Source organism: Azospirillum sp. TSH20 (assembly GCF_003115935.1).
In the GTDB taxonomy this organism is placed as follows: domain Bacteria; phylum Pseudomonadota; class Alphaproteobacteria; order Azospirillales; family Azospirillaceae; genus Azospirillum.
In genome coordinates this window covers 1-26,346 of the sequence record NZ_LGQU01000180.1, presented here as the reverse complement: position 1 = coordinate 26,346, position 26,346 = coordinate 1, and the positions used below count along the sequence as shown (strand labels likewise).

The 26,346-nt window shown below is 67.2% G+C and carries 24 protein-coding genes; 11 read left to right on the top strand and 13 right to left on the bottom strand.

Annotated elements, in window-relative coordinates:
- The 3 genes from TSH20_RS33295 to TSH20_RS33285 all read right to left on the bottom strand — a co-directional run.
- Positions 1–322 (bottom strand): AAA family ATPase (locus TSH20_RS33295; RefSeq protein ID WP_199232453.1); only part of this gene is annotated, 322 nt, incomplete at its 3' end.
- Positions 323–386: 64 nt separating this feature from the next.
- The gene (locus TSH20_RS33290) at positions 387–1,736 is read right to left on the bottom strand and encodes a cbb3-type cytochrome c oxidase subunit I (RefSeq protein WP_109156391.1); all 1,350 of its coding nucleotides are present in this window, start codon (positions 1,734–1,736) and stop codon (positions 387–389) included.
- Positions 1,737–1,749: 13 nt separating this feature from the next.
- Positions 1,750–2,202, bottom strand: a complete 453-nt coding sequence (locus TSH20_RS33285) for a cytochrome c (protein ID WP_109156390.1) — start codon at positions 2,200–2,202, stop codon at positions 1,750–1,752.
- 248 nt (positions 2,203–2,450) lie between these two features.
- Here TSH20_RS33285 and TSH20_RS33280 point away from each other — a divergent pair, with 248 nt between their 5' ends.
- From TSH20_RS33280 to TSH20_RS35415, 3 genes are read left to right on the top strand one after another with little or no spacing between them, the layout of a single operon-like run.
- Entirely contained in the window at positions 2,451–3,050 is a 600-nt protein-coding gene (locus TSH20_RS33280) for a cytochrome c oxidase subunit 3 (protein ID WP_109156389.1), read from the top strand.
- Between the two features lie 11 nt (positions 3,051–3,061).
- Positions 3,062–3,364 carry a cytochrome C oxidase subunit IV family protein gene (locus tag TSH20_RS33275; RefSeq protein WP_247871369.1) on the top strand — a complete coding sequence of 101 codons (303 nt, stop codon included), beginning with the start codon at positions 3,062–3,064 and terminating at the stop codon, positions 3,362–3,364.
- A gap of 25 nt (positions 3,365–3,389) precedes the next feature.
- Positions 3,390–3,545, top strand: coding sequence for a hypothetical protein (locus TSH20_RS35415; protein ID WP_169054937.1), 156 nt, complete (start codon positions 3,390–3,392; stop codon positions 3,543–3,545).
- A 6-nt stretch (positions 3,546–3,551) separates the two neighbouring features.
- Here the strand turns inward: TSH20_RS35415 and TSH20_RS33270 are convergent, their stop codons facing one another.
- The 3 genes from TSH20_RS33270 to kynU are packed head-to-tail and all read right to left on the bottom strand — an operon-like array spanning position 3,552 to position 6,423.
- The gene (locus tag TSH20_RS33270) at positions 3,552–4,364 is read right to left on the bottom strand and encodes an alpha/beta hydrolase (protein ID WP_348770474.1); all 813 of its coding nucleotides are present in this window, start codon (positions 4,362–4,364) and stop codon (positions 3,552–3,554) included.
- Positions 4,365–4,381: 17 nt separating this feature from the next.
- On the bottom strand, positions 4,382–5,233 hold the full coding sequence (kynA, locus tag TSH20_RS33265; RefSeq protein WP_109156387.1) for a tryptophan 2,3-dioxygenase: 852 nt from the start codon (positions 5,231–5,233) through the stop codon (positions 4,382–4,384).
- Complete coding sequence (gene kynU / locus TSH20_RS33260; RefSeq protein WP_109156386.1) at positions 5,230–6,423, bottom strand: kynureninase; 1,194 nt, start codon at positions 6,421–6,423, stop codon at positions 5,230–5,232. Before kynU ends, kynA begins: the two co-directional genes overlap by 4 nt.
- A 183-nt stretch (positions 6,424–6,606) precedes the next feature.
- Between kynU and TSH20_RS33255 the strand changes: the two genes are divergently transcribed.
- The gene (locus TSH20_RS33255; RefSeq protein WP_109156385.1) at positions 6,607–7,779 is read left to right on the top strand and encodes an amino acid aminotransferase; all 1,173 of its coding nucleotides are present in this window, start codon (positions 6,607–6,609) and stop codon (positions 7,777–7,779) included.
- A gap of 17 nt (positions 7,780–7,796) precedes the next feature.
- Positions 7,797–8,426, top strand: coding sequence for a YitT family protein (locus tag TSH20_RS33250; RefSeq protein WP_109156384.1), 630 nt, complete (start codon positions 7,797–7,799; stop codon positions 8,424–8,426).
- A 42-nt stretch (positions 8,427–8,468) separates the two neighbouring features.
- Here the strand turns inward: TSH20_RS33250 and TSH20_RS33245 are convergent, their stop codons facing one another.
- The gene (locus TSH20_RS33245; protein WP_109156383.1) at positions 8,469–8,942 is read right to left on the bottom strand and encodes a YchJ family metal-binding protein; all 474 of its coding nucleotides are present in this window, start codon (positions 8,940–8,942) and stop codon (positions 8,469–8,471) included.
- A gap of 200 nt (positions 8,943–9,142) precedes the next feature.
- Between TSH20_RS33245 and TSH20_RS33240 the strand changes: the two genes are divergently transcribed.
- Positions 9,143–10,534: an HD domain-containing phosphohydrolase gene (locus tag TSH20_RS33240; RefSeq protein WP_247871368.1), complete on the top strand. Its 1,392-nt coding sequence runs from the start codon at positions 9,143–9,145 to the stop codon at positions 10,532–10,534.
- A 6-nt stretch (positions 10,535–10,540) separates the two neighbouring features.
- On the opposite strand, the gene TSH20_RS33235 is transcribed toward TSH20_RS33240, so the two are convergent.
- Positions 10,541–11,137 carry a TetR/AcrR family transcriptional regulator gene (locus TSH20_RS33235; RefSeq protein WP_247871367.1) on the bottom strand — a complete coding sequence of 199 codons (597 nt, stop codon included), beginning with the start codon at positions 11,135–11,137 and terminating at the stop codon, positions 10,541–10,543.
- Between the two features lie 126 nt (positions 11,138–11,263).
- Between TSH20_RS33235 and TSH20_RS33230 the strand changes: the two genes are divergently transcribed.
- Both TSH20_RS33230 and TSH20_RS33225 read left to right on the top strand, forming a co-directional pair.
- Positions 11,264–12,382 carry an efflux RND transporter periplasmic adaptor subunit gene (locus TSH20_RS33230; RefSeq protein WP_109156381.1) on the top strand — a complete coding sequence of 373 codons (1,119 nt, stop codon included), beginning with the start codon at positions 11,264–11,266 and terminating at the stop codon, positions 12,380–12,382.
- Positions 12,379–15,501: an efflux RND transporter permease subunit gene (locus TSH20_RS33225; RefSeq protein ID WP_109156380.1), complete on the top strand. Its 3,123-nt coding sequence runs from the start codon at positions 12,379–12,381 to the stop codon at positions 15,499–15,501. The genes TSH20_RS33230 and TSH20_RS33225 overlap by 4 nt, the downstream gene beginning before the upstream one ends.
- Positions 15,502–15,681: 180 nt before the next feature.
- Here the strand turns inward: TSH20_RS33225 and TSH20_RS33220 are convergent, their stop codons facing one another.
- The 5 genes from TSH20_RS33220 to TSH20_RS33200 form a co-directional block, all read right to left on the bottom strand.
- Positions 15,682–16,836 (bottom strand): acyltransferase, encoded by a 1,155-nt coding sequence (locus TSH20_RS33220; protein WP_109156379.1) that lies wholly within the window; start codon positions 16,834–16,836, stop codon positions 15,682–15,684.
- Between the two features lie 246 nt (positions 16,837–17,082).
- Positions 17,083–18,573 (bottom strand): sodium:proton antiporter, encoded by a 1,491-nt coding sequence (locus TSH20_RS33215; RefSeq protein ID WP_109156378.1) that lies wholly within the window; start codon positions 18,571–18,573, stop codon positions 17,083–17,085.
- A gap of 113 nt (positions 18,574–18,686) precedes the next feature.
- Positions 18,687–19,064 (bottom strand): DUF1850 domain-containing protein, encoded by a 378-nt coding sequence (locus TSH20_RS33210; RefSeq protein WP_109156377.1) that lies wholly within the window; start codon positions 19,062–19,064, stop codon positions 18,687–18,689.
- A 3-nt stretch (positions 19,065–19,067) separates the two neighbouring features.
- A complete protein-coding gene (locus tag TSH20_RS33205) occupies positions 19,068–21,161 on the bottom strand; it encodes a TRAP transporter permease (protein WP_109156376.1) in 2,094 nt (697 codons plus the stop codon).
- A gap of 43 nt (positions 21,162–21,204) precedes the next feature.
- Positions 21,205–22,179 (bottom strand): TAXI family TRAP transporter solute-binding subunit, encoded by a 975-nt coding sequence (locus TSH20_RS33200; RefSeq protein ID WP_109156375.1) that lies wholly within the window; start codon positions 22,177–22,179, stop codon positions 21,205–21,207.
- A gap of 358 nt (positions 22,180–22,537) precedes the next feature.
- Here TSH20_RS33200 and TSH20_RS33195 point away from each other — a divergent pair, with 358 nt between their 5' ends.
- From TSH20_RS33195 to TSH20_RS33185, 3 genes are all read left to right on the top strand, one after another.
- A complete protein-coding gene (locus TSH20_RS33195) occupies positions 22,538–23,038 on the top strand; it encodes a (2Fe-2S)-binding protein (protein ID WP_109156374.1) in 501 nt (166 codons plus the stop codon).
- 67 nt (positions 23,039–23,105) lie between these two features.
- Entirely contained in the window at positions 23,106–25,496 is a 2,391-nt protein-coding gene (locus tag TSH20_RS33190; RefSeq protein WP_109156373.1) for a xanthine dehydrogenase family protein molybdopterin-binding subunit, read from the top strand.
- Between the two features lie 28 nt (positions 25,497–25,524).
- Positions 25,525–26,346 (top strand): xanthine dehydrogenase family protein subunit M (locus tag TSH20_RS33185; protein ID WP_109493026.1); only part of this gene is annotated, 822 nt, incomplete at its 3' end.

Below are 26,346 nucleotides of genomic sequence, written 5' to 3'. Positions count from 1 at the left end.
TGAGAGGCCCGTCGGCCCAGACGGTGTCGCCGCCCTTCAGCAGGTAGCGGCCGGTCAGGTCGGCGGCGGTCAGGTCGTCGTGGCAGGATACGGTGTAGAGCGGCCGGCCGAGCTTGGCGGCCATATGGGCGACGAAGCGGGTCTTGCCGCAGCCGGTCGGCCCCTTCAGCAAAAGCGGCAGGCGGTGGGTGTAGGCATGCTCGAACAGCGCGCACTCGTCGCCCGTCGGCTGATAGTAGGGCAGATCGGCGCTGTTCGCGGCATCGACGGTCTCAGGCACGACAGCAAGGGGGGGGGCGAGGGTGGCGGCGCTGCGGATCATGGGAAACTCCTGAAAAACGGACGGCCCCCGCCGCGGATGCGAACGGGGGCCGGAGGTTCGAGGCTTACTCGGCCGCCTGGAGGCCGCCGGCGACGGCAACCGGGCGCTCTTCACGGGCCGGGCCGAAGATGGCGTAGAGGTAGACCACCACGCCGATCCCGACGGCGACGCCGCCGCCCAGACGCAGCCAGTAGAACATGGCGATCTGTTCCTGGACCTCCATGTAGCCCAGCCCCATCACGCGCTGCAGGTGGGTCTGCACGATGCCGGCGGCGGTCAGGGCGAAGGTCATGAAGGCCATGCCGCCGCTCATCAGCCAGAAGCTCCAGATGTTGAGCGTCTGGTTGTAGGGCGCCCGGCCGCGCAGGTAGGGCATGGCGTAGGTGATGATGGCGAGGTTGATCATCGCATAGGCGCCGTAGAAGGCGAGGTGCCCGTGCGCCGCGGTCACCTGGGTGCCGTGGGTGTAGTAGTTGATCGGGGCCAGCGTGTGCAGGAAGCCCCACAGCCCGGCGCCGAAGAAGGCGAAGACCGCGCAGCCCAGCGACCACAGCATCGCCGCCTTGTTCGGGTGACGGCGGCCGCTCTTCCACACCATCAGGAAGGCGAAGACGACCATGGTGAAGAAGGGAGCGACTTCCAGCGTGGAGAACAGCGAGCCGATCCACTGCCAGTAGCCGGGCGTGCCGATCCAGTAATAGTGGTGGCCGGTGCCGAGGATGCCGCTGAACAGGGCCAGGCCGACCATGGCGTACAGCCACTTCTCGACCACTTCACGGTCGACGCCGGTCATCTTGATCATCAGGAAGGCGAGGATGGAGGCCAGCACCAGTTCCCACACGCCCTCGACCCACAGATGGACGACGTACCACCAGTACATCTTGTCCAGAGCCAGGTTGCCCGGGTTGTAGAAGGAGAACAGGAAGAAGATGGCGATGCCCCACATGCCCACCAGCAGGATGTTGGTGATGACCGTGCGGCGGCCCTTCAGCACCGTCAGCGTGACGTTGTAGAGGAACATCAGCGCGACGACGACGATGGCGGCCTTGATCCACAGGGGCTGTTCGAGGAACTCGCGCCCTTCATGGATGCGGAAGACGTAGCCGACGACGGCGGCCAGCGCGCCGAAGACGAACAGGCCGAGCTGGATCAACGCCAGTTTCGGGCTGTGCAGCTCGGTTTCAGCCTCTTCCGGGATCAGGTAATAGGCGGCGCCGAAGAAGCCGATCAGCAACCAGACGATCAGCGCGTTGGTGTGGATCATCCGGATGATGTTGAAGGGCAGCAGCTCCGACATCGTGTTGGGCAGAACATAGACGGTGCCGGCCAGGAGACCCACCAGGATCTGCACACCGAACAGCCCCATGGCCGCCGCGAAGTAATAGAGGGCGACTTTTTGTGATTCGTACTTCATGACGAAAATCTCCTCAGCCCGACAGCTTGGGCGGCCAGTTCTGGGTGTTGATGCGGCTGGTCCATTCCAGGAAGGCGGCGAGATCCTCGACCTCCTTCTCAGACAGGTTGAACTGCGGCATCTGGCGCCGGCCCTCGATCCCGGAGGGCTGGGCCGCCATCCAGGCCTTCAGTGCCATCACCGCACCTTCGGGGTCCTTGTCGCCGCCGTAACGCAGCCAGACGTTGCCCAGCTCCGGTGCGAAATAAGCGCCTTCGCCCAGCAGCGTGTGGCAGTTGATGCAGGAATTCTTTTCCCACACATGCTTGCCGCGGGTGACCGCCTCGGTCAGCCCCTTCTTGTCGGTGCTGGTGTTGACGATGTAGTTGTGGCTAAGCGCGGTCATCGTGACAAATGTCGCAAAGAAAAATAGCGATCCGCCATAGAAGATGTTGCGCGCGGCCGCCTTGGTAAAGCGTTCGGTCATCGCTTGGGATCCCTGGAAGTCTCGATCTGTCGGTCGAGTGGGGTCGGTTCGGGAGGCGTTGGTTGCGCGAAGCCGCAGTCTGGAAGCAAGGGGCCGGAAGACGGGCGTCGCAGCGTCTTACCGCCACGGGTCAGGCGAATAATTGACCGTGGAGGGAGGGCATTCCTTGACCGAGATCAAGCCGAATGGGGGATGGCGGACATATCATTCGCATACGTGATGCCAAGGTTTGAACACGGGATTTGGAAATGGCCGACATCGAGATGACGGGCCTGGAAATGGCGGGCCCGGACGAAAGGGCGAGCGGCCTTGCCGCCCTGCCCGGCAACCTGATGATGTGGATCCTGATTTTCAGCGAACTTGCGGTGTTCGGCGCAGCCTTCATCGGCTTCGCCGTCGCCCGCGTGCTGGACCCGGCGACCTTCGCCGCGGGTCAGGCCCATCTGAACGGCACGGCGGGCGCGCTGAACACCATGGTGCTGGTCACCAGCGGCTATCTGGCCGCCCGCGGCGTCGCCGCCGCCCGGCGCGGCGCGGTGGCGCAGGCCCGCCGGGCGATGCTGATCGCTGCGGCGGTCGGATCGGTGTTCCTGGCGGTGAAGGCGATGGAATATTCGGCGACGCTGGGCGCCGGCCTGACCATCGACACCAACACCTTCTTCACCCTCTATTTCCTGCTGACCGGCTTCCACGCCCTGCATGTGGTGCTGGGAATCGTCATCCTGCTGCTGGTCAGCCGGTCCGGCCCCGACACGCTGGTGGAGAATCTGGAGACGGGCGCGGCCTTCTGGCACATGGTCGATCTGGTCTGGGTGATCCTCTATCCGCTCGTCTATCTTATCCGTTGAGGAGACCGGTCATGACGTTTCTCAAGAAGATCGACCGGCTGACGCTGTCCTGGCTGGTGCTGATCGGCCTGACCCTCGTCACCCTTCTGTTCGCCCGCCATGGCGATGCGGGCGGCAATGTCGGGATCGCCGGGGCGGCGCTGCTGCTGGCGCTTGCGGTGACGAAGGGGCGGGAAATCCTTCTGCATTACCTGGAACTGGACCAGGCCGGCCCGGGCTGGCGGCTGGCGATGACCGGCTGGCTGGTGCTGCTGTGCGGGGTCATCCTGCTGGTCACCGCCGCCGGAGCCCTGGGCTGGATCGGCCCGCACTGAGTCCCATCATCAAGGAAAGCCGGCAATGACCGAAGCCAAGCTGGGCCTGATCCTGACCAGCGTCGCCGTCATCGTGGTGGCGGTGGCGCTCTACCGCCAGCGCGCGCTGGGACGCAACGGGCTGGTGACGGTGATCGCCGCCACCGCCGCCGTCTTCGCCGCGATGTTCTTCACCCAGTGATCCCGCTCACGCCGTCAGAAGCGTCTGCACCAGTTCGGAGTCCGGGTCCGTCAGATCGTCGATGACGTCGAAGTGGTGTCGCGCCTCGGCCAGACGCAGCGCGGTCGCCACCCCCAGCCCGAGCCAGACGTTGGCGAGCAGTTCCGACTGACGGACGAACTCCGGCCGCTCGGCTGCCCCCACCCAGCAGGTGATGCCGGTGCCCGGCCGGGGACGCAGCAGGGCCGGGCTTTCCGCCGCGGCCTCCGCCTCGTCCAGCCGCAGCGTGGCGTTCATGCCGGTGTTCAGCAGCGGGCGCAGATCGTGCAGGCCGCTGATCGAGACGACATGCCCGACCCGATCCTGGACCTCTTCCGACAGCGGGGCGTCGGCGCAGGCGAGCCGGCTGACCAGATGACCGCCGGCGGAATGGCCGGTCAGGCGCAGCGGCCCGGCCTCAGCCGCCGCGATGGCCTCCACCGCCCGCGCCACCTGCCGGGTGATGCCGGCGATGCGGTTTTCCGGACAGAGTGTATAGCTCGGCATGGCGACCGCCCAGCCGCGCGCGAGCGGCCCGGCGGCCAGATGCGACCAGCGCCCCTTGTCGAAGGCCATCCAGTAGCCGCCATGGACGAAGACCACCGTTCCCTTGGGCGCCCCCTCCGGCCGGAACAGGTCGTAGCGTTCCCGCTCCCCGTCGCCATAGGGCAGGTCCAACTCCGCCCGGCCGGCGCCGGCAATCTCCACCCGGAAGGCGGCAGCCCGCTCCGCCCATCGCGCGGGGTAGGTGTCGCCGCCGGGGATGTAGGCGCTGTTGCTGTAGGCGTCGTCCCAGTCCACGATCCTTTGCAAACCCGTCAAAGCACCGTCCTCACCCGCCAGAGTTCCGGGAAAAGCTCCACCGCCAGCATGTTGCGCAGGTAGGACACGCCGCCGGTGCCGCCGGTGCCGCGCTTGAAGCCGATCACCCGCTCCACCGTCGTGACATGGTTGAAACGCCAGCGGCGGAAGTAATCCTCGAAATCCACCAGCTTCTCGGCCAGTTCGTAGAGCGGCCAATGGGTTTCGGGCGATTGGTAGATCACCCGCCACGCCTCAGTTACGCCGTCATGGGGCTGGTGGGTCTGCGAGACGTCGCGCTCCAGCACCTCCGCCGGGACGGGAATACCGTTGCGGGCGAGCAGGCGCAACGCCTCGTCATACAGGCTGGGGCGGGACAGTTCCTGTTCCAGCAGGGCGTGGATTTCCGGACGGTGGGCGTGGGGCCGCAGCATCGCCGGATTGCGGTTGCCCAGCAGGAATTCGATCTCCCGGTACTGGTAGGACTGGAAGCCGGAGGACTGGCCGAGATCGTCGCGGAAGCGGGTGTATTCGCTGGGCGTCATCGTGCGCAGCACGTCCCAGGCCGAGTTCAGCTGTTCGAAGATGCGGGCGACGCGGGCCAGCATCTTGAAGGCGGGCGACAGCCGGTCCTCGCGGATCGCCTCGCGGGCGGCGCGGATCTCGTAGACGGCCAGCCGCATCCACAGCTCCGACGTCTGGTGCTGGATGATGAACAGCATCTCGTCATGGGCGGTGGAACGCGGGACCTGCGCCCCAAGGATGCGGTCAAGCTGCAGATAGTCGCCGTAGGACATCCGCCCGTCGAACGCCATCTGGGCGCCCTCGTCCGCTGGATCGTAGGGCTTCTTCGTGTCCTGCCCGCTCATGTCACAATCGCCTTCTTGTGGTATTCGGGCCGGTCCCAAAGCCCGCCGTCCATAACCTGCTTCAGAATCGCGACCGCGCCGCGCACCTCCGCCTCGCCGATGTAGAGCGGGGTGAAGCCGAAGCGCAGCACGTCGGGCGCGCGGAAGTCGCCGATCACGCCGCGGTCGATCAGCGCCTGCATGATGGCGTAGCCCTGGGGATGGCGGAACGACACCTGGCTGCCGCGCCGGGTGCCGTCGCGCGGGGAGGCCAACTCCAGCATCGGGCATTGCGCTTCGACCAACTCGATGAACAGATCGCCCAGCATGATGGAGGCGCGGCGGATGTCGGCCATCTCGACATTGTCCCAGACATCCAGCGCGGCGTCGAGCGCGGCCAGCGCGATCACCGGCGGGGTGCCGACGCGCATCCGCTCCACCCCGGCACCGGGGCGGTAGGAGGGGTCGAAGGCGAAGGGCGCCTCATGCCCCATCCAGCCGGACAGCGCCGGCCGCGCGGTTTCCGCATGTTGCGGGGCGACATAGATGAAGGCCGGGGCGCCCGGCCCGCCATTCAGATATTTATAGGTGCAGCCGACGGCGAAATCCGCCCCGGCGCCGGCCAGATCGACCGGCAGCGCGCCGGCGGAATGGGCGAGGTCCCACACCGTCACCACCCCCGCCGCATGGGCCTTGGCGGTCAGCGCCGCCATGTCGTGCAGGCGCCCGGTCCGGTAATCGACCTGGGTCAGCATCAGCACGGCGACATCCTCGCCGATCGCGGCCTCGACCTCTTCCGGCGCCGCCACCTTCAGGACATGGCCGCGGCCCAGCGTTTCGTTCAGCCCCTCCGCCATATAGAGATCGGTGGGGAAGTTGCCGCTGTCGGACAGGATGACGCGGCGGTCCGGCAGCATCGCCAGCGCGGCGGCGAGTGCCTGATAGACCTTGATCGACAGGGTGTCGCCCATCACGACGCTGCCCTCGGGCGCGCCGATCAGGCGGGCGATGCGGTCACCGAGTTTACGTGGCTGCACCATCCAGCCGGCGCTGTTCCAGCCGCGGATCAGCTGGCCGCCCCATTCATCGGCCAGGGTGCGCGCCACCCGCTCCTCGGCAGCGACCGGCAGCGGCCCCAGCGAGTTGCCGTCGAGGTAGATCACCCCGTCCGGAATGCGGAAGCGGGCGCGGGTCTTTTGAAAATCGGTCATCGATCTGACTGCTCCTTCCCGGTGAAGGATGCCCGGCAATTGGTGGCATTGCAAATTGTCGCGACGCTCAAGCGTATGAGACGAAATGAATTCACCATTGTCCCGGAGGCCGCGAAAGTGGAGGATCGCACCGGCCGGATTTCACAGCCGCCATCACCGCCACCAAGGACCGGACGCACCGCCATGTTCAACGCGCTTTCCCGCCAGCCCGACGACGCCCTGCTCGCCCTGATTGGGCTGTACAAGCAGGATCCGCGGCCGGGCAAGGTCGATCTCGGCGTCGGGGTCTACCGTGACGAGGAGGGGCGCACCCCGGTCTTCCGCGCGGTGAAGGCGGCGGAACGGCTGCTGCTGGAGGGGCAGGACAGCAAGTCCTACCTGGGGCTGGAAGGCGACGCGGGCTATCTGGAGCGGCTGTGGTCGCTGGTCGGCGGCGAGGCCGGCACGAAGGTCACCGCCGCCGGCGTGCAGACCCCCGGCGGGTCGGGCGCGCTGCGTCTGGCCGCCGACCTCGTCCTGCGCGGCGGATCGAAGCGCGTGCTGGTCGGCCAGCCGACCTGGCCCAACCATGTCGGCATCTTCGCCGCCGCCGGGCTGGAGGTGGTGAGCCATCCCTTCTTCGACACCGCCAGCCAGACCGTGCTGTTCGACCGCATGGTCGCAGCGTTCGAAGCGGCGCAGCCCGGCGACGTCGCCCTGCTGCACGGCAGCTGCCACAACCCGACCGGCGCGCCGCTGTCGCTCGACCAGTGGAAGACCATCGCGGCGGTGCTGGAGACGCGCGGCGTGCTGCCGCTGGTCGATCTCGCCTATCAGGGCTTCGGCCGCGGGCTTGACGAGGATGCGGAGGGGCTGCGTTACCTGATCGGCGCGGTGCCGGAAACGCTGGTCGCCGTGTCGTCGTCCAAGTCCTTCGGCCTCTACCGCGAGCGCACCGGCGCCATCTTCGCCGTCGCCGCGGCGCCGGCCGCCGCCGAGCTTGCCAAGTCCAACCTGATGGCGCTGGCCCGCACCAGCTATTCCATGCCGCCCGACCATGGCGCCGCGGTGGTCCGCACCATCCTGAGCGACGCCGCCCTGACCGCCGACTGGACCGCCGAGCTGGACGGCATGCGCGCCCGCATCACCGGCATCCGCCGCAAGCTGGCCGCCGGACTGGCCGGCGCCTTCCCCGCCCTGAGGGCGGTGGCGGAGCAGGAGGGCATGTTCTCCCTGCTGCCGCTGACCGAGGCGGAGGTGCTGCGCCTGCGCGCCGACCACGCCATCTACATGCCGACCTCCGGCCGCATCAACATCGCCGGCCTGAAGACGGCCGAGGTGGACGACGTGGTGGCGAAGTTCGTGGCTCTTCGTTAAGTCGGGAGAAGACGACGATGGCCGCGACCCTCCAGGCTCCGCCCGCCGCGGTGGAGCGTCACCAGCTGTATGAAGACGCGCTCGCCATGCTGATGGGCACGCTGTTCATCGCGCTGGGCATGCTGATCTATTCCAAGACGATGCTGCTGACCGGCAGCACCGCCGGCCTGGCGCTGCTGCTGAGCTACGTCACCAAGGTTCAGTTCGGCATCATCTTCTTCGCGATCAACCTGCCCTTCTATTGGCTGGCCTGGAAGCGGCTGGGCTGGCAGTTCACGGCGCGCACCTTCATCGCCGTGGCGCTGGTGACCCTGTTCTCCCGCCTGACCGACCAGTGGGTGGGCTTCACCCATCTGGACCCGGTCTATGCCACGGTGGTGGGCAGCGGGCTGTGCGGCACCGGTCTCTTGATGCTGTTCCGCCACCGCACCGGCCTTGGCGGCGTCAACATCCTGGCGATCTACCTGCAGGAGACCTACGGTATCCGCGCCGGCTATTTCCAGCTGGGAGTCGACCTCGCCATCCTGGGCGGCGCCTTCTTCGTTCTGGCGCCGGACCGGCTGCTGCTGTCGATCCTGGGGGCCGTCATCGTCAACGTCACGCTGGCGATCAATCACAAGCCGGGGCGTTATCTCGGCATCAGTTGAGGCGTGAAATCCTCCTCTCCCCCCGGGGAGAGGGAACGTCTGTCAACGCCCGCAGCAGGCCTTGTGCTTGCGCCCCGAGCCGCAGGGGCAGGGATCATTGCGGCCGACCTTCACCACCCGGCGCGGCGGGTCCTTCGGGTTCAGGACGCTGTCGACGTAGAGCCAGCGGCCATCGACCCGGCGGAAGCGCGACCGTTCGTGCAGCGGCCAGTCCTCTCCGTCGCGGCGAAAGGTCAGGAAGAACTCGACCATGCCGTCGTCGCCGGTCTCCTCCGCCTTCATGACGGTCAACGGTCCCCATTCGCACTCCTCCGCCATCCGTTCGGCGTCGGCCCGGCTGAAGGCGGCGTGGGTTTCCGGGGCGCAGCTGCGCTCGATATGGTCGATGTCGTGGCGGACGAAGGCGGTGTAGCGCGACCGCATCAGCGCTTCGGCCGAGGGGGCGGGCTGCCCGGCCAGGATCGGGCCGCAGCAGCGGTCGAATTCAAGACCCGAACCGCAGGGGCAGGCGGACATCACGATACGGTTCCTTCCATAAGCATGGAGCCAAGAGCATCAAGCCGCGGCCGGCGGCACGGTGCCTGTCAAAACTTAACGCCGTCTCAACATTTCCCGCCGGATCCTGTGACCCGGGTCGGCGATATTGACGCTTGGCGTGGGCATCGTCTAGATCGGCCGGCCTTGCAAAAAGGCTATGGCGCAAACGGGGTGTGGCGATGGGCGCGCGGTTCGGCAGCACGATGACGGCGACGGGCGAGCGGCGGCGGCTCAACCTGCTTTTCAGGTCCCTGTCCGGCCGCCATGCGGATGTGGCGACGATGCGGCTGCCCACCCCCCGCGCGGTTCTGCTGCGGTTGGCCGGTGCCGCCCTGTTCCTGGCGCTGGCGGTCGGCGGCATCGCCTTTCTGGTCGAGGTCGAGATCGCCGATGGCCGTGTGGTTGAACTGGCGCGGGAGGAATCGGCGGCTTTCCTGACCGAAGCCCGCTCCTCGCTCGCGGCCGGCACCGCCGATTCGGAATTGGAAGCGTCGCTCCAGCGCTTCATGGCCAGCCGCAACGGGCTGTACCTGAACCATGGCGACGGCCGCTTCATCGTCGCGGAGCTTTATGCACCGGATCAGCGGAAGACGGCCGAATATGTCGCACCCGGCGCGGAATGGGCGGAACAGCGCCTGTCTTCCACCCGGCACGGCTTCCCCACCGACGGTGACGCGATCTACGACCGCTTTACGCTGGACGGCCATATCTTCATCCAGACGATGGAACCGCTGCTCGATTCCGATGGCCGCCTGCTCGGCTATTTCGAAAGCGTCTTCCAGCTTTCGGCCCGCCGGTCGCACGAAATCCTGCGCGACACCGCCACGGTGGTCGCCGTGTCGTCGCTGTCGGTGCTGGGGACCGCGCTGGTCCTGCTGCCGATCTTCGGGGCCTACAACCGGGGCATCCTGCGGCTGTCGCGCGGCCTGCTCGACGCCAACATCGGCATGCTGACCGCGCTGGGCAGCGCCATCGCCAAGCGCGACAGCGACACCAACGCCCACAATTACCGGGTGACGGTCCTAGCCATCCGTCTGGCCGAGGCGCTGGGGTTGGAGGAGGCGGCGATCCGGCAACTGGTGAAGGGCGCCTTCCTGCACGATGTCGGCAAGATCGCCATCCCCGACAGCATCCTGCTGAAACCCGGCAAGCTGGATGCCGAGGAGTTCGCGGTGATGAAGACCCATGTCGTCCATGGGCTGGACATCGTCGGCTCGTCCGACTGGCTGGCCGACGCGGCCGACGTGGTCGGCGGCCACCACGAGAAGTTCGACGGATCGGGCTATCCGCGCGGATTGAAGGGGGACGCGATTCCGATCGCCGCCCGCATCTTCGCCGTCGCCGACGTGTTCGACGCCCTGACCTCCCGCCGCCCCTACAAGGAGCCGATGTCCTACGCAACCACCATGGGCATCCTCGCCGACGGGGCCGGCAAGCATTTCGACCCGGACGTGCTCGCCCGCTTCACCGCCATCGCCGCCGGCCTGCACGAACGGCTGACCGAAATGGGCGACGACGGGGTGCGGGAGGAGCTGAGCAGACTGGTGATGCGCTATTTCAAGCTGGCCTGAGCCGGCTCAAGCGGTGAGGCCGCGCAGGAACAGGTCCACCGCCTTGTCGACGAAGGCGTGGCGCTCCTCCTCCGTCGGTGCCGGACAGAGGCCGAGTACCAGCTGGCAATAGGCGCCGCCCTGCATGGCGGCCAGGAACTGGCGGGCGACGAAGGCCGGATCATCGGTGACGATCACCCCGCGCTCGGCCAGCCGGGTGAACAGGGCGACGAAATTGGCGATCCCCTGCTCCGGTCCCGCCTGGAAATAGAGCTGGGCGGCCAGCGGCATCCGCGTCGCCTCCCCCACCACCGCCTGATGGACACGGATCGCCGCATCCGACCAGAGCAGGTCGGTGAAGCGGCGGCCGACCTGGATCAGGACGTCGCGCAACGGCAGCCCATCGAACATCTCCGCCGAAAAACGCAGGCCGCGCCGCTCGCATTCGGCGGAGATCACCGCGGTGTAAAGCTCCTCCTTCGACGGAAAGCGGGTGTAGAGGGTGGTCTTGGACACCCGCGCCTGCTGCGCCACCTGATCCATCGACGTGGCGGCATAGCCAAGCTCCAGAAAGACCTCCCGCGCCGCGGCGACGATCTGTTCCGCCTTCGCATCATGGGACACGGGCGGGTGAGACGCTCTTTGCTCCGATGACTGCACTGAACTGTACCGTTCACTCTTGACGTGGGATTGGTGCCGGAGTAGGACGGTAGCAGTACGATACAGTCCAGTCCAGTGGGGAGACGTGGTATGGCCCGATTCCGCGAAAGGCGGCTTGCGTCCGCCGTCATGGCGACAACGGCGCTGCTGACGGTGGCGGGCCTGCTCGCCGGCTGCAATGAAACGCAGTCCGCCTCCACCCCGGCGGAGGGAGAGGTGCGGCCGGTCCGCATCGCCACCGTGGCACTGGAACCGCTGGTCGACAGCGTGCGCTACCCGGCGGTGATCCGCCCGCGGGTGGAGGCCGATGTCGGCTTCCGCGTCGGCGGTAAGGTGACCGCCCGGCTGGTGGAGGTCGGGACCCGCATCGAACCCGGCATGCCGCTGGCCCGGCTGGACCCGACCGACCTGCAGCTGCAGATCCGCGCTGCCCAGGCGCAGCTCGCCTCGGCCCAGGCCGACGCGGCCAACGCCCGCAGCGATTTCCAGCGCTACGCCAGCCTGCGCCAGGGCGAATGGACGACCCGCCAGGAATATGACCGCCGCAAGACCACGCTGGACAAGGCCGACTCCAAGGTGCGGGAGCAGGAGGCGCAGCTGCGCGTCCTCACCAACTCCGCCCAATATGCCACGCTGGTGGCGGATGAGGCCGGCGTCGTCACCGCGACGCTGATCGAACCGGGACAGGTGGTGGCCGCCGGCCAGACCGCCCTGCGCGTCGCCCGGCTGGGCGCGCTCGAAGCTGTGGCGAACATCCCCGAGCAGAGCGTCGGCGCCCTGCCCCGGCAGACGCTGTCGGTCGAGCTGTGGTCGCACCCCGACCAGAGCATCGCCGGCACCTTGCGCGAGGTCTCGCCCAGCGCCGATGCCGCGACCCGCACCTTCCAGGCGAAGATCGCCCTGACCGATCCGCCGCCGACGGTCCAGCTCGGCATGACCGCCACCGTGACCTCCGCCGCCGGCCATGGCGCCCCGGTCGCCCGCCTGCCGCTCAGCGCGCTGACCCAGCGCGAGCAGACGCCGGCGGTTTGGGTGCTTTCGGCGCCGGACGACCGGCTGGAGCTGCGCCCGGTCACCGTCGCGGCTTACGCCGGCGACCTCGCCCTGATCGGCGGCGGGCTGAAGGACGGCGAGCGCGTCGTCACCGCCGGTGTGCACAAGCTCGACGCCGGCCAGAAGGTCCGCGTCTGGACGGAGCCGGCACGATGAACCACGCCCGCCTCAACCTGTCGGCCTGGGCGCTGGCCCACCGCACGCTGGTGCTGTTCATGATGCTCGCCAGCGTGCTGGCCGGCGCTCTTGCCTACAAGACACTGGGCCGGGCGGAGGATCCGTCCTTCACCTTCAAGGTGATGGTGGTGCGCACCCAATGGCCGGGCGCCACCGCGCGCGAGGTCGAGCAGTTCGTCACCGACCGCATCGAGAAGAAGCTGGAGGAGGTGCCCTATTACGACGTCGCCCGCAGCTATTCCAAGCCCGGCGAGTCGGTGGTCTTCGTCCAGCTGAAGGACTACACCCCGCCGAAGATGGTGCCGGACCTGTGGTATCAGGTGCGCAAGAAGATCGGCGACATCCGCTACACCCTGCCCGACGGCGTGGTCGGTCCCTTCTTCAACGACGAGTTCGGCGACGTCTATTCGGCCATCTATGCCTTCATGGGCGATGACTTCACCCCGGCCCAACTCAAGAAGGTGGCCGAACAGGCGCGTGCCCGCCTGCTGAAGCTGCCGGGCGTCGAGAAGATCGACCTGATCGCCCCGCAGGAGGAGCGCGTCTATGTCGAGATCTCCAGCCAGCGGCTCGCCAGCTTCGGCCTGCCGGTGGAATCGGTGATCCAGGCGCTGCAACGCGAGAACGCCATCGCCGCGTCGGGCGACGTCGATACCGGATCGCAGCGGGTCTATGTCCGCCTCGACCTCGGCCTCGACACCGCGGCGGCGGTGCGCGCCATTCCGGTGGAGAGCGGCGGCCGGCTGCTGACCATCGGCGACGTGGCGGAGGTCAAGCGCGGCTATGTCGAGCCGCGACGCTACACCCTGCGCTACAACGGCCGCGACGCCATCGGCATCGGCGTGGTGATGGCGAAGGGCGGCAATGTCCTGAAGCTGGGCGAGCAGCTCGACGCCGCGATGGAGAAGGTCCGGGCCGAACTGCCGGTCGGGCTGGAGGTGGCGCAGGTCGCCGACCAGCCGAAGGTGGTCGAGCATTCGGTCGGCGAGTTCATGGAATCGCTGGCCGAGGCGCTGGGCATCGTCATCCTGGTCAGTCTCGTCAGCCTGGGCTGGCGCACCGGCATCGTCGTGGCGCTGGCGGTTCCGCTGGTGCTGGCGATGACGCTGGTGGCGATGCAGCTCCTGCACATCGACCTGCAGCGAATCTCGCTGGGCGCCCTCATCATCGCGCTCGGCCTGCTGGTCGACGACGCCATCATCGCGGTGGAGATGATGGTGGTGAAGATGGAACAGGGATGGGACCGGTTGAAGGCCGGCGCCTTCGCCTACACCTCCACCGCCTTCCCGATGCTGAGCGGCACCATCGTCACCGCCGCCGGCTTCGTGCCGGTCGGCTTCGCGGCGTCGGCGGCCGGCGAATACACCAACTCGATCTTCTGGGTGGTGGCGCTGTCGCTGCTGCTGTCCTGGGTGGTGGCGGTGATCTTCACCCCCTATCTCGGCTGGCTGCTGCTGCCCAAGCCCAAGCATGTGGTGCCGGACGGGCACGAGCTGGACATCTACGACACCCGCGCCTACCGCGTCCTGCGCGGCATGATCGAAGCCTGCGTGCGGGCGCGCTGGGTCACCATCGGCGTGACCGTGGCCGCCTTCGTCACCGCGCTGGTCGGCTTCGGCCATGTCCAGCAGCAGTTCTTCCCCTCGGCCAGCCGGCCGGAGCTGCTGATCGACATCCGTCTCGCCGAAGGCTCCTCCTTCGAGGCGACCGCCGCCGAGGTGAAGCGGATGGAGGCGGTGCTGGCCAAGGACCCGGACGTCGAATACTGGGTCGCCTACACCGGCGGCGGCTCGCCGCGCTTCTACCTGCCCTTGGACCAGCAGCTGGAGACCGCCAACTTCGCCCAGTTCATGGTGATGACCAAGGGGCTGGAGCAGCGCGAGCAGTTCATGCAGCGGCTGGAGCCGAGGCTGGAATCCGACTTCCCCGCCGCCCGCGTCCGCATCAGCCGGCTGGAGAACGGCCCGCCGGTCGGCTACCCGGTGCAGTTCCGCGTCACCGGGGAGGATCCGGCGACCATCCGCAAGATCGCCTATCAGGTGCGCGACACCATGCGCGCCCATTCCAACACCGCCAACGTCCATCTGGATTGGGACGAGCTGTCGAAGCGCGTCCGGCTGGAGGTCGACACTGCCAAGGCGCGCGCGCTGGGCGTGTCGAAGCAGGATTTGTCCAACGCCCTGCAACTGCTGCTGAACGGCATGTCCGTCACCCAGTACCGCGAGGGCACGGAGCTGATCGGCGTCCTGCTGCGCACCACGCCGGAAGAGCGGATGGACCTGTCGCGCCTGGGCGAGCTGAACATCCGCACCAGCCGCGGCACCACCGTTCCCCTCAGCCAGGTCGCCAGCGTGCGCTATGAGCTGGAGGAACCGGTGCTGTGGCGCCGGGCGCGCGAGACGACGATGACGGTCAAGGGCGACGTCACCGGCGGGCTGCAGGCCCCGGTGGTCAGCACCCAGCTGAACGCGCAGTTGAACGCGTTGCGCGCCACCCTGCCCGACGGCTATGCCATCACCATGGGCGGCGCCATCGAGGAAAGCGCCAAGGGCCAGGACTCGATCAACGCCATGATGCCGGTGATGCTGCTGATCATGGTCACCACGCTGATGCTGCAGTTGCAGAGCTTCTCGCGTGTGTTCATGGTGTTGCTGACGGCACCGCTGGGGCTGATCGGCGTCACCGCCTCGCTTCTGCTGTTCAACCTGCCCTTCGGCTTCGTCGCCATGCTGGGCGTCATCGCGCTGGCCGGCATCATCATGCGCAACTCGGTCATCCTGGTCGACCAGATCGAACAGGACATCCGCGGCGGCCGCTCACGCTGGGACAGCATCGTCGAGGCGACCGTCCGCCGCGCCCGCCCCATCGCGCTCACCGCCGCCGCTGCGATCCTCGCCATGATCCCGCTGACGCAGAGCGTGTTCTGGGGCCCGATGGCGGTCGCCATCATGGGCGGTCTGGCGGGCGCCACCGTGCTGACGATCTTCTTCCTGCCGGCGCTCTATGCGGCCTGGTTCCGCGTGCCCCGGCCGGAGACGGAAGAGGTGGAGGACGACGGCATGGGCGGCGCGCTGCCCAGGCCGGCACTGGGGGACTAATAGTCTACTCTTTCGCTTCAGCTTGACCACGGTCAAGGGGTGTGCGCGCAACCCATGACAAGGTGGCGCCACAATCGATCTCCCGATTGCATCATCAATTGCTGATGATCCTCTTTCGTACTGTAACTCTGCGCCCGGAGGCCCCCGCCTCCGGGCGCATTTTTTTGGCCAAAAGCCGCCTCAGTCCGCCCGCCGTCCCGCCACCGCCAGCGTCAGCCGGCCGACGCTCGGCCCCTCCCGCAGAAGGCGCCGGCCGCCCACTTCGATCCGGCGATAGGCCGGGCCGGCCATCAGAAGGCAGGCGGTGACCATCGCCACCAGCAGCGCCATCGACCAGCCGCCGGGCAACGCCTTCCGGTCGTAGATGCCGAGACCCAGCCCGAGCACCCTCGTGGTGGCATATTCGACGAAGCCGTGGATCAGATAGAGTGAATAGGACACGTCGCCCAACCACACCAGCGGCCGGACATTCAAGGCGCCCGCGGCACGGCCCCGGTTGGCGACCGCCGCCAGAATGAGCAGCGCGAACAACGGCACCGCCAGCAGGTCCGGTCCGCCGCTGTGCAGAAGCAGCAGGATCGCCAGAACGATTCCGGCCATCGTCAGGTCACTCGACAGCAGCGACGCGGCAAGCCCGCTGCGGAAGGCACTGTAGAGCAGCGTGCCCAGCAGGAATTCCGGCAGGCAGCGCAGGAGGGTCTGCGGCCCGTCCCACTGGTTCAGATTGTCCTGCGTCGCCCAGGCCAGCAGGCAGAGCGTCGCCAGCGCACCGGCCGCCATCAGGGCCTGCGTCCGGCCGTTGGACCGCCAAACCCAGGGCAGCGCGAAGGGGAAGACCAGATAGGCCATGAATTCCAGGCTGATCGACCATGCCGGATAATTCCAGCTCAGCACGCTGGCATAGAGGCCTTGGAGCATGAAAAGGTTGGCGACCAGCGCCCAGATCGATTCGGCGCCCTTCAGCGGGATCGCCGGGAAGCTGCCGGTGGCGGCGTACTCCACCGTGCGGACGGCCAGCGCCGTCGCCACGAACAGCAGCAGGACCGCCAGATGCAGCGGGTAGAGACGGGCGATCCGTGCCCTCAGGAAGCTCCAGTATTTGTCGCCGACCGACCGGCTGAAGGTGTCGTGATAGACATGGGTCAGCACGAAGCCGCTGAGCATGAAGAACAGGTCGACGGCCAGATAGCCCTTCTGCACCAGATGCGTGTAGCTGTCCGGGTGCAGGTTGGGGAAATACTGGAAGCTGTAATGGTACAGCACCACCCACAGGGCCGCGATGCCGCGCAACGGGGTCAGGGAGTGCAGGTGACGGGGTTGGGTCTGCGTGCTCATGGCGCAGGCTCCGGCCGGTCAGGCCGATGGGACCCGTCCCGTTGGCATGCCGCCGGACGCGGCCATCGGCCGCTCAACCGTCAATACCGCACCCAGGTTCCCGCCGAGATCCTTCGAAATCACGTCGCCCTCCAGCCGTTGCGCCGCGCACGCCTGCCTGTTCGCAGGCGAAAAAGCGGCCCTATCGCGGATTAACGGCGGAGGTGAGGATTGGTTTCGTGGCTGGCTGTTACAGAATAGGGACCATCACAGGAAGAAGACCAGCGTGGTCAGGCCCAGCAACGGTACGAGAATGCCGCAGGACCATGCCATGTAGCCGAAGAAGCTGGGCATGGCGACGCCGCGTTCCTCGGCGATCGCCTTGACCATGAAGTTGGGGGCATTGCCGATATAGCTGTTGGCGCCCATGAAGACCGCACCGGCGGAGATCGCGGTCAGCGTCAGCGACAGGTCGGTCATCAGCGGCTGCGCCTCGCCGCCGGCGGTGTTGAAGAAGATCAGGTAGGTGGGGGCGTTGTCGAGGAAACTGGACAGGATGCCGGTCGCCCAGAAATAGGCGGCCGGGTTGGGTTTCCCGCCCTCGTTCACCGCGGAGATGATGGCGCCCAGCGCGCCGTCGGTGCCGGCCTTCAGGATGGCGATGGCCGGGATGATCGTCAGGAAGATGGCGGCGAACAGCTTCGCCACCTCCAGGATCGGGCCCCAGCTGAAGCCGTTCAGGCGGCGGCTCTGCTTGCTGGTCAGCGCCAGCGACAGGCCGGTGATGCCCAGCAGCAGCAGGTTCGACACGATGGTCTCCAACTGCACCGTCACATGGTACAGCGTGACCCCCACGCCGGGATGCCAGACGCCGCTCAGCAGAACCGCACCGATGATGGCGACCAGCAGCAGCAGGTTGACGCTGCCCTCGATGCGGATCGGCTCGCGCTCGTGAACGCCCTCGATCAGCGGATGCTTGCCGGGGTCGCGGGTGTGCAGGACGAGGTCCAGCACGAAATAGATCACCAGCAGCAGACCGGCCAGGAAGGACATCGGCGCCAGCAGATGGACCGTCGGCCAGAAGAAATCGACGCCCTTCAGGAAACCGAGGAACAGCGGCGGGTCACCCAGCGGCGTCAGCGATCCGCCGACATTCGACACCAGGAAGATGAAGAAGACGATGGTGTGGACCCGGTAGCGCCGGTGTTCGTTCGCCCGCAGCAGCGGCCGGATCAGCAGCATCGAGGCGCCGGTGGTGCCCATCAGGCTTGCCAGCACCGTGCCGAGCGCCAGCCCGACCGTGTTGGCCGCCGGGGTCCCCACCAGCGACCCGGTCAGCCGCACGCCGCCCGCCACCGTGAACAGCGCGGTCAGCAGCACGATGAAGGGGATATATTCCAGCAGGACCGTGTGCAGCAGCTCGTAGGTCGCGAGGTCGATCCCGAAGGTCGCGGCGAAGGGCACCAGGAAGGCCAGCGCCCAGGCCGCCGAAATCTTGCCGAAGTGATGGTGCCAGACCATCGGGGCCAGCAGTGGGAACAGCGCGATCGACAGCAGGATTCCGGCGAAGGGGACCACCCACGCGGCACTCAGCAGCCGCCCGTCCAGATGCGGCACGCCGCCATGGGCAACCTCCGCCGCCACCTCCGCCGCCTGGACTCCGTGCGTGCTCAGCAGCACGCCGCCGACGGCGAGCGCCGCGCCGAGGGCGGCCGGAAGGAGGGATGGGCGGCGTTGGTGCGTGGGGGAATTGATCATCGGTCCGGATGGTAGGCTGACGAAAGGAACGGGAGTATGCGGATTGACGCAGCGTAAGCCAAGCCGGAAGGGGCGTTGACCACACGAACTTTCGTAGGCGGGGGCGTTGCCGCCTACGGGCACGCCCGCATCGCCACGGGTTGATCCTTCACCCCGATCCAGCCCGACAGCGGCCGGCAGTCCGTACCCGCGCACAGCCGATGCTCGCCGGTGAAGTTTGAGGCCGCCAGCGTTACGCTGTCCTGCAGCGGCAGGTCGGGCGTCCAGACCATCCAGCCGTCGCCGGTCAACCGGGCGTCGGGGCCGGGTTCCATCCCGGCGCCGGTGCCGCGGATGCGGGCCTCGCTCGGGCGCAGCCGGCCGGCCTCGACCGCCCAGCTCTCCCGCCACTCCGTCTTCTCGATGGAGTGGGTCCAGGACAGGATGAACTGCGTCCCCGGCAGCGACGCCAGCAGCGCGCCGCCGAGGGCGAACAGGCAGAGACCGGCCACGGACTACGAGACGGCGGCCGCAGCCGGTATGCTGCGGCGCCGGTGTTGCCACAGCAGGAACAAGCCGGTCATGACGAAGGCGGCCTCGTCGGTCAGCGGCAAGGCGACCACGAACAGGAAGGCTGTCAAAGCGGCATAGACCCGGGCGACCAGCGGCAGCGGTGTCCAGAAAAAGCCGATGGTTGCGGCCCCCCACAGGGCGATGGCGACGCAGGCCTTGACGAACACATAGGCCACCGCCAACCAACTTCCGGTCTGCATGACCAGAGCCGGGTCGTAGACAGCCATGAAGGGCACGACATAGCCCGCCATCGCCACCCGCGTCGCAATCCAGCCGATGTCCATGTGATCGGCCTTGCAGATCGACGAGGCCGCCAGGGCCGCCAGAGCCACCGGCGGGGTCAGGTCGGCCATGATGCCGAAATAGAAGACGAACATATGGCTGACCATCAGCGGCACGCCCATGGTCAGGAGGGCCGGCGCGGCGATCGACGCGGTGATGATGTAGTTCGCCGTCGTCGGCAGGCCGGTTCCCAGCACAATGCAGGCGATCATGGTCAGCACCAGCGCCGCCAGCAGGTTGCCGCCCGACCAGTCGACGATGGTGGAGGCGAAGCTGGAGGCGAGGCCGGTCAGCGTCATCATGCCGATCAGCACACCGACGAGCGCACAGGCGACACCGACACCGACAGCGTTCTTGGCGCCGTCGGCGATGCTGTTCACCACCAGCGTGAGCGTCTCCCGGCCGCCCTTGAACATCAGGCACGGGATGATGAGCAGCACGACCATGGTGAAGGCCAGATGCTCGGTCCGGAAACCCAGCTTCCACAGGCCGGCCGCCACCAGCCCGACCGCCACCCAGAAGGCGACCCGCAGGGCCATCGGACCGATTTTGCCGACGATGGCCGTGCCCAGGATCAGCGCCGCCGTCGCCGCGATGCCGATCACGCCTGCAAACAGGGGCGTGAAACCCGAAAACAGCAGATAGACCAGTGCCGCCAACGGCATGATCAGGTACCAGCCCTCCACCACGGCGCGAAGCGCGCTGGGGCACTGGTCCTTCGGCAGGCCGACGAGGTTGCGCATGCCCGCCTCCAGATGGACCATCCAGAAGGCGCTGCCGAAATAGAGGATCGCGGGAATCGCGGCGGCTATCGCCACCTCGCTGTAAGGCACGCCGATGGTTTCCGCCATGATGAAGGCCGCAGCCCCCATCACCGGCGGCATCAGCTGCCCGCCCATACTGGCGGTGGCCTCCACCGAGCCGGCGAAGGCCGGGCGATAGCCGAAGCGCATCATCAGCGGAATGGTGAACTGCCCGGTGGTCAGCACATTGGCGACGCCCGACCCGTTGATGGTGCCCATCAGGCCGGAGGAGATCACCGCCACCTTCGCCGGCCCGCCCTTGGCATGACCGACGAGACCGAGCGACACGTCGTTGAACAGCTTGATCATGCCGGCGCGCTCCAGGAAGGCGCCGAACAGGATGAACAGGAAGATGTAGCTGGCCGACACGAAGGTCGGCGTGCCGTAAATCCCCTCGGTCGACAGATACAGGTTGTCGATCACCTGATCGATGTCATAGCCGCGGTGGGCAAGACCGAAGGGAAGATGGCGGCCGAACAGGGCATAAGGAATGAAGATGCCGCACATGATCGGCAACGCCAGCCCCATGATCCGCCGGGCGCCCTCGAACACCAGCGCGATCGCGATGGTGCCGACGATCAGGTCGGTGGTGTTGGGGTCGCCCGCCCGCTGGATCAGGTCGACCTCGAACACATAATGGTAGAGACCGACGCCGAAGGCGGTCAGGCCCAGCAGCCAGTCGTACCAGGGAACCCGCCTGCGTTCCGCCGTCTGGCGGAAGCCGAACAGGGTGAAGGTCATCAACAGCAGGAATCCGACATGGACCGCCCGCACCACCATGGTGGACACCGGGTTGAAGGCGGCGGTCCAGATCTGGAAGGCGGAGAAGGCGACCGCGATGGCGAAGACCGCCCGCCCGTCGAATCCTTCGAAAGCGGCGACCGTGGACGGATTTTCCCGGTCGATGGCCTGGCGGATCTCGGACTCCGCCTGTTTCTTCTGTGCGCTCACTACGGCTTCTCCGCCAATTCCTTTCTTAAATAAGGCCCGTTTCTTACATCAGCCCCTTTTCCTTGTAGTACTTGACGGCACCGGGGTGGAACGGCACCGGCGACTGGGTGGCGGTCTTGTCGAGCTTGATCTGCTTGGCGGCGACATGGGCGGCGGCCAGCGCGTCCAGATTCTCGAACAGCGTCTTGGTCATCGCATAGGCGGCGTCGTCCGACACCCCGGAATGGCTGACCAGCAGGTTGCGGACCGCGGCGGTCGGCACATCGGCATCCTGGCCGGGATAGGTGCCGGCCGGGATCGTCTCGGTGATGTAGGCGGCGTCGCCGACCTTCTGCACCACGTCGGCCGGGATGCTGACGACGGTGATCTCCTGCGACGACGACAGATCCTTGATCGCCGCCACGCCGAGGCCGGCGGAAATCAGCGTCGCATCCAACTGGCGGTTCTTGATGAGATCGACCGATTCGCCGAAGGGCAGATATTCGGTCTTGGCGAAATCCTTGTAGGCCAGGCCGGCGGCGTTGAAGATGGCGCGCGCGTTCAGCTCCGTCCCCGACTTCGGCGCGCCGACCGACACCCGCTTGCCCTTCAGGTCGGCCAGCGTCTTGATGCCCGATTCCTTGGCAGCGACGACCTGGATGTAGTTGGGATAGATGGCGGCGATGGTCCGCAGCTTGTCCAGCTTCTGCTTGAAGCCGACCTCCTCGTTGCCCTTCCAGGCATCGCTCAGCGAATCACCGAGCGTGAAGCCGATCTCGCCACGGCCGGCCTGCAGCAGGTTCAGGTTTTCCACAGACGCCTTGGTCGCCTGCGCCGTCACCTTGGCCCCCGGCAGCGCCTTGCCGTACACGTTCGACAGCGCCACGCCGAGCGGATAATAGACCCCGCTGGTGCCGCCGGTCAGAACGGTGATGAAGGTCTCCGCCTTGGCCGGCAGGGCGGCGAGTCCAAGGCTGACGCCAAGGCCGGCGGCCGTGCACAGGGCCAGAAGGTGACGCTTCACGGATGGGCGATTCATAGCGGCTCTCCCCATTATCGTTGCTGCGCCCGGATCGTTGCCGGGCGGATTTGTTTGCACACCCATAGCCATGGGCAGCCCCAACCCACTGTAACGCGCCACAAAATTGCGCGCCAGTACGTACAATCCGACATAAGGACCGTTCACATGCCATTCTTTCGGCCAAGGCATGCACAGGCTCCTTGACCTCGACGGGCAGACACCCCCTATCCTTGTGGCGGAAGACCGCCGGCCGAAGCGGACACCGGTATAGCCTCAGGGCCTGCCCCCGGCCGGCGGCGCGTCGAACGACAGTGAACAGTCCCAACTGCACGCCATACGACTGCAAGCCAGACTTCAGCCAGCGGGAGGAAAACCGATGTCCTGTACCGTATCGATGACCGTCAATGGCAAGACGGTCTCGCGCGAGGTGGAGGAGCGAACCCTGCTCGTCGCCTTCCTGCGCGAGCATCTCGGCCTGACGGGCACCCATGTCGGCTGCGACACCAGCCAGTGCGGCGCCTGCGTCGTCCATGTCGACGGCCGGTCGGTGAAGTCCTGCACCGCGCTGGCCGTCCAGGCCAACGGGGCGGAGGTGACGACGATCGAGGGGCTGGCGGCGGCCGACGGCACGCTGCACCCGATGCAGGCCGCCTTCCGCGAGCATCACGGCCTGCAGTGCGGCTTCTGCACGCCGGGCATGGTGATGAGCGCGGTCGATCTGGTCCGCGAGAACCCGAATCCGACCGAGGCGGAGATCCGCGAGGGGCTGGAGGGCAACATCTGCCGCTGCACCGGCTATCACAACATCGTCAAGGCGGTGAAGGCGGGTGCCGAGGCGATGGCGGGGGCGCAACAGGCGCCGGTCGCGGCCGAATAAGGGCGATAAGCCCAACAAGAAGCAGGCATTTCCGCATCTTACGCGTTCCTGTGGGAGGAAACACGAGATGGCGAACCCCAATGGCATCGGCGCCTCGGTGCGCCGGCGCGAAGACCAGCGCTTTCTGACCGGCCGCGGCAACTACACCGACGATTTCAAGCGCCCGAACATGACCCATGCGGTGCATGTGCGCTCCCCCTATGCCCATGCCCGCATCCTGGGCATCGACTTCGCCGACGCGGCAGCGATGCCGGGCGTGGTCGCCGTGCTGACCGGGGCCGACATGGAGGCCGACAAGGTCGGCAGCCTGCCCTGCGGCTGGCAGATCCACTCCAAGGACGGCTCGCCGATGAAGGAGCCGCCGCATTATCCGCTGGCGCGCGACCGCGTGCGCTATGTCGGCGACGCGGTGGCCGTGGTGATCGCCGAAACCCGCGAGCAGGCGCGCGACGCCGCCGAGATGGTGGTGGTCGATTACGAGGAACTGCCGGCGGTGGGGTCCTCCACCCGCGCCATCGACGGTGCTGCGCCGCTGGTGCATGACGATGCGCCGGGCAATGTCTGCTACGACTGGCATCTGGGCGATCAGGCCGCAGTGGACGCCGCCTTCGCCAACGCCGCCCATGTCGCCAAGATCGATCTGGTCAACCAGCGTCTGGTCCCGAACGCCATGGAGCCGCGGGCGGCGATGGGCGAGTACGACCAGTCCAGCGGCGAATACACCCTGACCACCACCAGCCAGAACCCGCACGTCACCCGCCTGCTGATGGGCGCCTTCGTGCTGGGCATTCCGGAGCACAAGCTGCGGGTGGTGGCGCCGGACGTCGGCGGCGGTTTCGGGTCGAAGATCTTCCATTACGGCGAGGAGGCCGTCGTCACCTGGGCGGCGCGCAAGGTTGGCCGGCCGGTGAAATGGACCGCCGACCGCTCTGAAAGCTTCCTGACCGACGCCCATGGCCGCGACCATGTCAGCCATGCCGAGCTGGCGATGGACGCCGACGGCAATTTCCTGGCGCTGCGCGTCTCGACGCTGGCCAATCTCGGCGCCTATCTGTCGACCTTCGCGCCGTCGATCCCGACCTATCTCTACGCCACCCTGCTGGCCGGCCAGTACAAGACCCCGGCGATCTATGCCGAGGTCAAGGCGGTCTTCACCAACACCGCGCCAGTGGACGCCTATCGCGGCGCCGGCCGGCCGGAGGCCTGCTATCTGATCGAACGGATTGTCGATGTCGCCGCCGGCGTGATGGGCATGGACAAGACCGAAATCCGCCGCCGCAACTTCGTTCCGAAGGAGGCGATGCCCTACCAGACGCCGGTGGCATTGCAATACGACACCGGCGATTTCGCCAAGAACCTGGACATCGCCCTGCCGCTGGTCGACTACCCCGGCTTCCAGCAGCGCCGGGCCGAATCGAAGGCGCGGGGCAAGCTGCGCGGCATCGGATTCGCCACCTACATCGAAGCCTGCGGCATCGCCCCCAGCAATGTCGCCGGTGCGCTCGGTGCTCGCGCAGGACTTTATGAGTGCGCGGAAGTCCGTTTTCATCCAACGGGTTCGGTGACGGTCTTCACCGGATCTCACAGCCACGGCCAGGGCCATGAGACCACCTTCGCCCAGATCGTGGCGGAGCGCTTCGGCATCCCGATCGAGAATGTCGAGATCGTCCACGGCGACACCAACAAGATCCCCTTCGGCATGGGCACCTACGGCTCCCGCTCGCTCGCGGTCGGCGGCTCGGCCCTGGTGAAGGCGATGGACAAGGTGGAGCGCAAGGCGAAGAAGATCGCCGCCCACATGCTGGAGGCCGCCGAGACCGACATCGAGGTGAAAGAGGGCCGCTTCACCGTCGCCGGCACCGACAAGAGCCTGGGCATCGGCGACATCGCCCTGCAGGCTTATGTCCCCCACAATTTCCCGCTGGACGAGCTGGAGCCGGGGCTGGACGAACAGGCCTTCTACGACCCGAAGAACTTCACCTATCCCAACGGCTGCCATGTCTGCGAGGTGGAGATCGACCCCGACACCGGCGTCACCACCATCGTCAGCTTCGCCGCGGTGGATGACTTCGGCAACGTCATCAACCCGCTGATCGTCGAGGGGCAGGTGCATGGCGGCCTTGTCCAGGGCATCGGGCAGGCGCTGTACGAGAACTGCGTCTATGACGAGGAATCGGGCCAGCTCGTCACCGGCTCCTACATGGACTATTGCATGCCGCGGGCGGACGATGTCCCATCCTTCACCGTGCGCTATCACGAGGACCAGCCCTGCACCCACAACCCGCTGGGCGTGAAGGGCTGCGGCGAGGCCGGGACCATCGGCGCCGCCGCCGCCGTGATGAACGCGGTGGTGGACGCGCTGTCGGACTATGGCGTCACCCACATGGACATGCCGGCGACGCCGGAGAAGGTCTGGCGGACCATCCGCGACGCTGCTCCCGCCATGGCGGCGGAATAAGACGGCCGAAGAAGAAGGAGGCTAGAGAATGTACGCGTTCACGTACCAACGGCCGACATCGCTTGCCGACGCGGCGGCCGCCATCCAGGCGGAAGACGCCAAGCTGCTCGGCGGCGGCCAGACCCTGCTGCCGACGCTGAAGCAGCGGCTCGCCCGACCGACCGACCTGATCGACCTCGGCGCCATTCCGGAACTGAAGGGCATCCGCGAGGCGGATGGCGGGCTGGAGATTGGCGCCTTCACCCGCCATGCGGAGGTCGCCCATTCCGACCTCGTCAAGCGGGTGATCCCGTCGCTGGCCAGCCTTGCCGAGGGCATCGGCGACCGGCAGGTCCGCAACATGGGCACGATGGGCGGCTCTATCGCCAACGCCGACCCGTCGGCCGACTATCCGTCGGCGGTGGTGGCGCTGAAGGCCACGGTCACCACCGACCGCCGCACCATCGCCGGCGACGATTTCTTCACCGGCATGTTCGAAACCGCGCTGGAGCCGGGCGAGATCATCAAGTCGGTGCGCTTCTCCCGTCCCGACAAGGCGGCCTACGCCAAGTTCCGCAACCCGGCCAGCCGCTACGCCATCGTCGGTGTCTTCGTCGCGAGGTTCGGTGCCGAGGTGCGGGTGGCGGTGACCGGTGCCGCCGGCTCGGTCTTCCGCGCCGAGGCGTTTGAAAGCGCACTCGCCGCCGACTTCCGGGCGGAGGCGCTGAACGGCCTGTCTGTGGAGGCCGACGGCCTGAACGCCGACATCCACGCCAGCGCCGACTACCGCGCCCACCTCGTCACCGTGATGGCGAAGCGGGCGGTGGAAGCGGCGGGGGAATTTACCCCCCTCTCCCCCCCCCGGGGAGGG

Bases quoted from the DNA above. Each gene is read 5' to 3' on its own strand.
- TSH20_RS33290 (WP_109156391.1), bottom strand. From the start codon at position 1,736: ATGAAGTACGAATCACAAAAAGTCGCCCTCTATTACTTCGCGGCGGCC.
- TSH20_RS33285 (WP_109156390.1), bottom strand. From the start codon at position 2,202: ATGACCGAACGCTTTACCAAGGCGGCCGCGCGCAACATCTTCTATGGC.
- TSH20_RS33280 (WP_109156389.1), top strand. From the start codon at position 2,451: ATGGCCGACATCGAGATGACGGGCCTGGAAATGGCGGGCCCGGACGAA.
- TSH20_RS33275 (WP_247871369.1), top strand. From the start codon at position 3,062: ATGACGTTTCTCAAGAAGATCGACCGGCTGACGCTGTCCTGGCTGGTG.
- TSH20_RS35415 (WP_169054937.1), top strand. From the start codon at position 3,390: ATGACCGAAGCCAAGCTGGGCCTGATCCTGACCAGCGTCGCCGTCATC.
- kynA (WP_109156387.1), bottom strand. From the start codon at position 5,233: ATGAGCGGGCAGGACACGAAGAAGCCCTACGATCCAGCGGACGAGGGC.
- kynU (WP_109156386.1), bottom strand. From the start codon at position 6,423: ATGACCGATTTTCAAAAGACCCGCGCCCGCTTCCGCATTCCGGACGGG.
- TSH20_RS33255 (WP_109156385.1), top strand. From the start codon at position 6,607: ATGTTCAACGCGCTTTCCCGCCAGCCCGACGACGCCCTGCTCGCCCTG.
- TSH20_RS33250 (WP_109156384.1), top strand. From the start codon at position 7,797: ATGGCCGCGACCCTCCAGGCTCCGCCCGCCGCGGTGGAGCGTCACCAG.
- TSH20_RS33245 (WP_109156383.1), bottom strand. From the start codon at position 8,942: ATGTCCGCCTGCCCCTGCGGTTCGGGTCTTGAATTCGACCGCTGCTGC.
- TSH20_RS33240 (WP_247871368.1), top strand. From the start codon at position 9,143: ATGGGCGCGCGGTTCGGCAGCACGATGACGGCGACGGGCGAGCGGCGG.
- TSH20_RS33230 (WP_109156381.1), top strand. From the start codon at position 11,264: ATGGCCCGATTCCGCGAAAGGCGGCTTGCGTCCGCCGTCATGGCGACA.
- TSH20_RS33225 (WP_109156380.1), top strand. From the start codon at position 12,379: ATGAACCACGCCCGCCTCAACCTGTCGGCCTGGGCGCTGGCCCACCGC.
- TSH20_RS33220 (WP_109156379.1), bottom strand. From the start codon at position 16,836: ATGAGCACGCAGACCCAACCCCGTCACCTGCACTCCCTGACCCCGTTG.
- TSH20_RS33215 (WP_109156378.1), bottom strand. From the start codon at position 18,573: ATGATCAATTCCCCCACGCACCAACGCCGCCCATCCCTCCTTCCGGCC.
- TSH20_RS33200 (WP_109156375.1), bottom strand. From the start codon at position 22,179: ATGAATCGCCCATCCGTGAAGCGTCACCTTCTGGCCCTGTGCACGGCC.
- TSH20_RS33195 (WP_109156374.1), top strand. From the start codon at position 22,538: ATGTCCTGTACCGTATCGATGACCGTCAATGGCAAGACGGTCTCGCGC.
- TSH20_RS33190 (WP_109156373.1), top strand. From the start codon at position 23,106: ATGGCGAACCCCAATGGCATCGGCGCCTCGGTGCGCCGGCGCGAAGAC.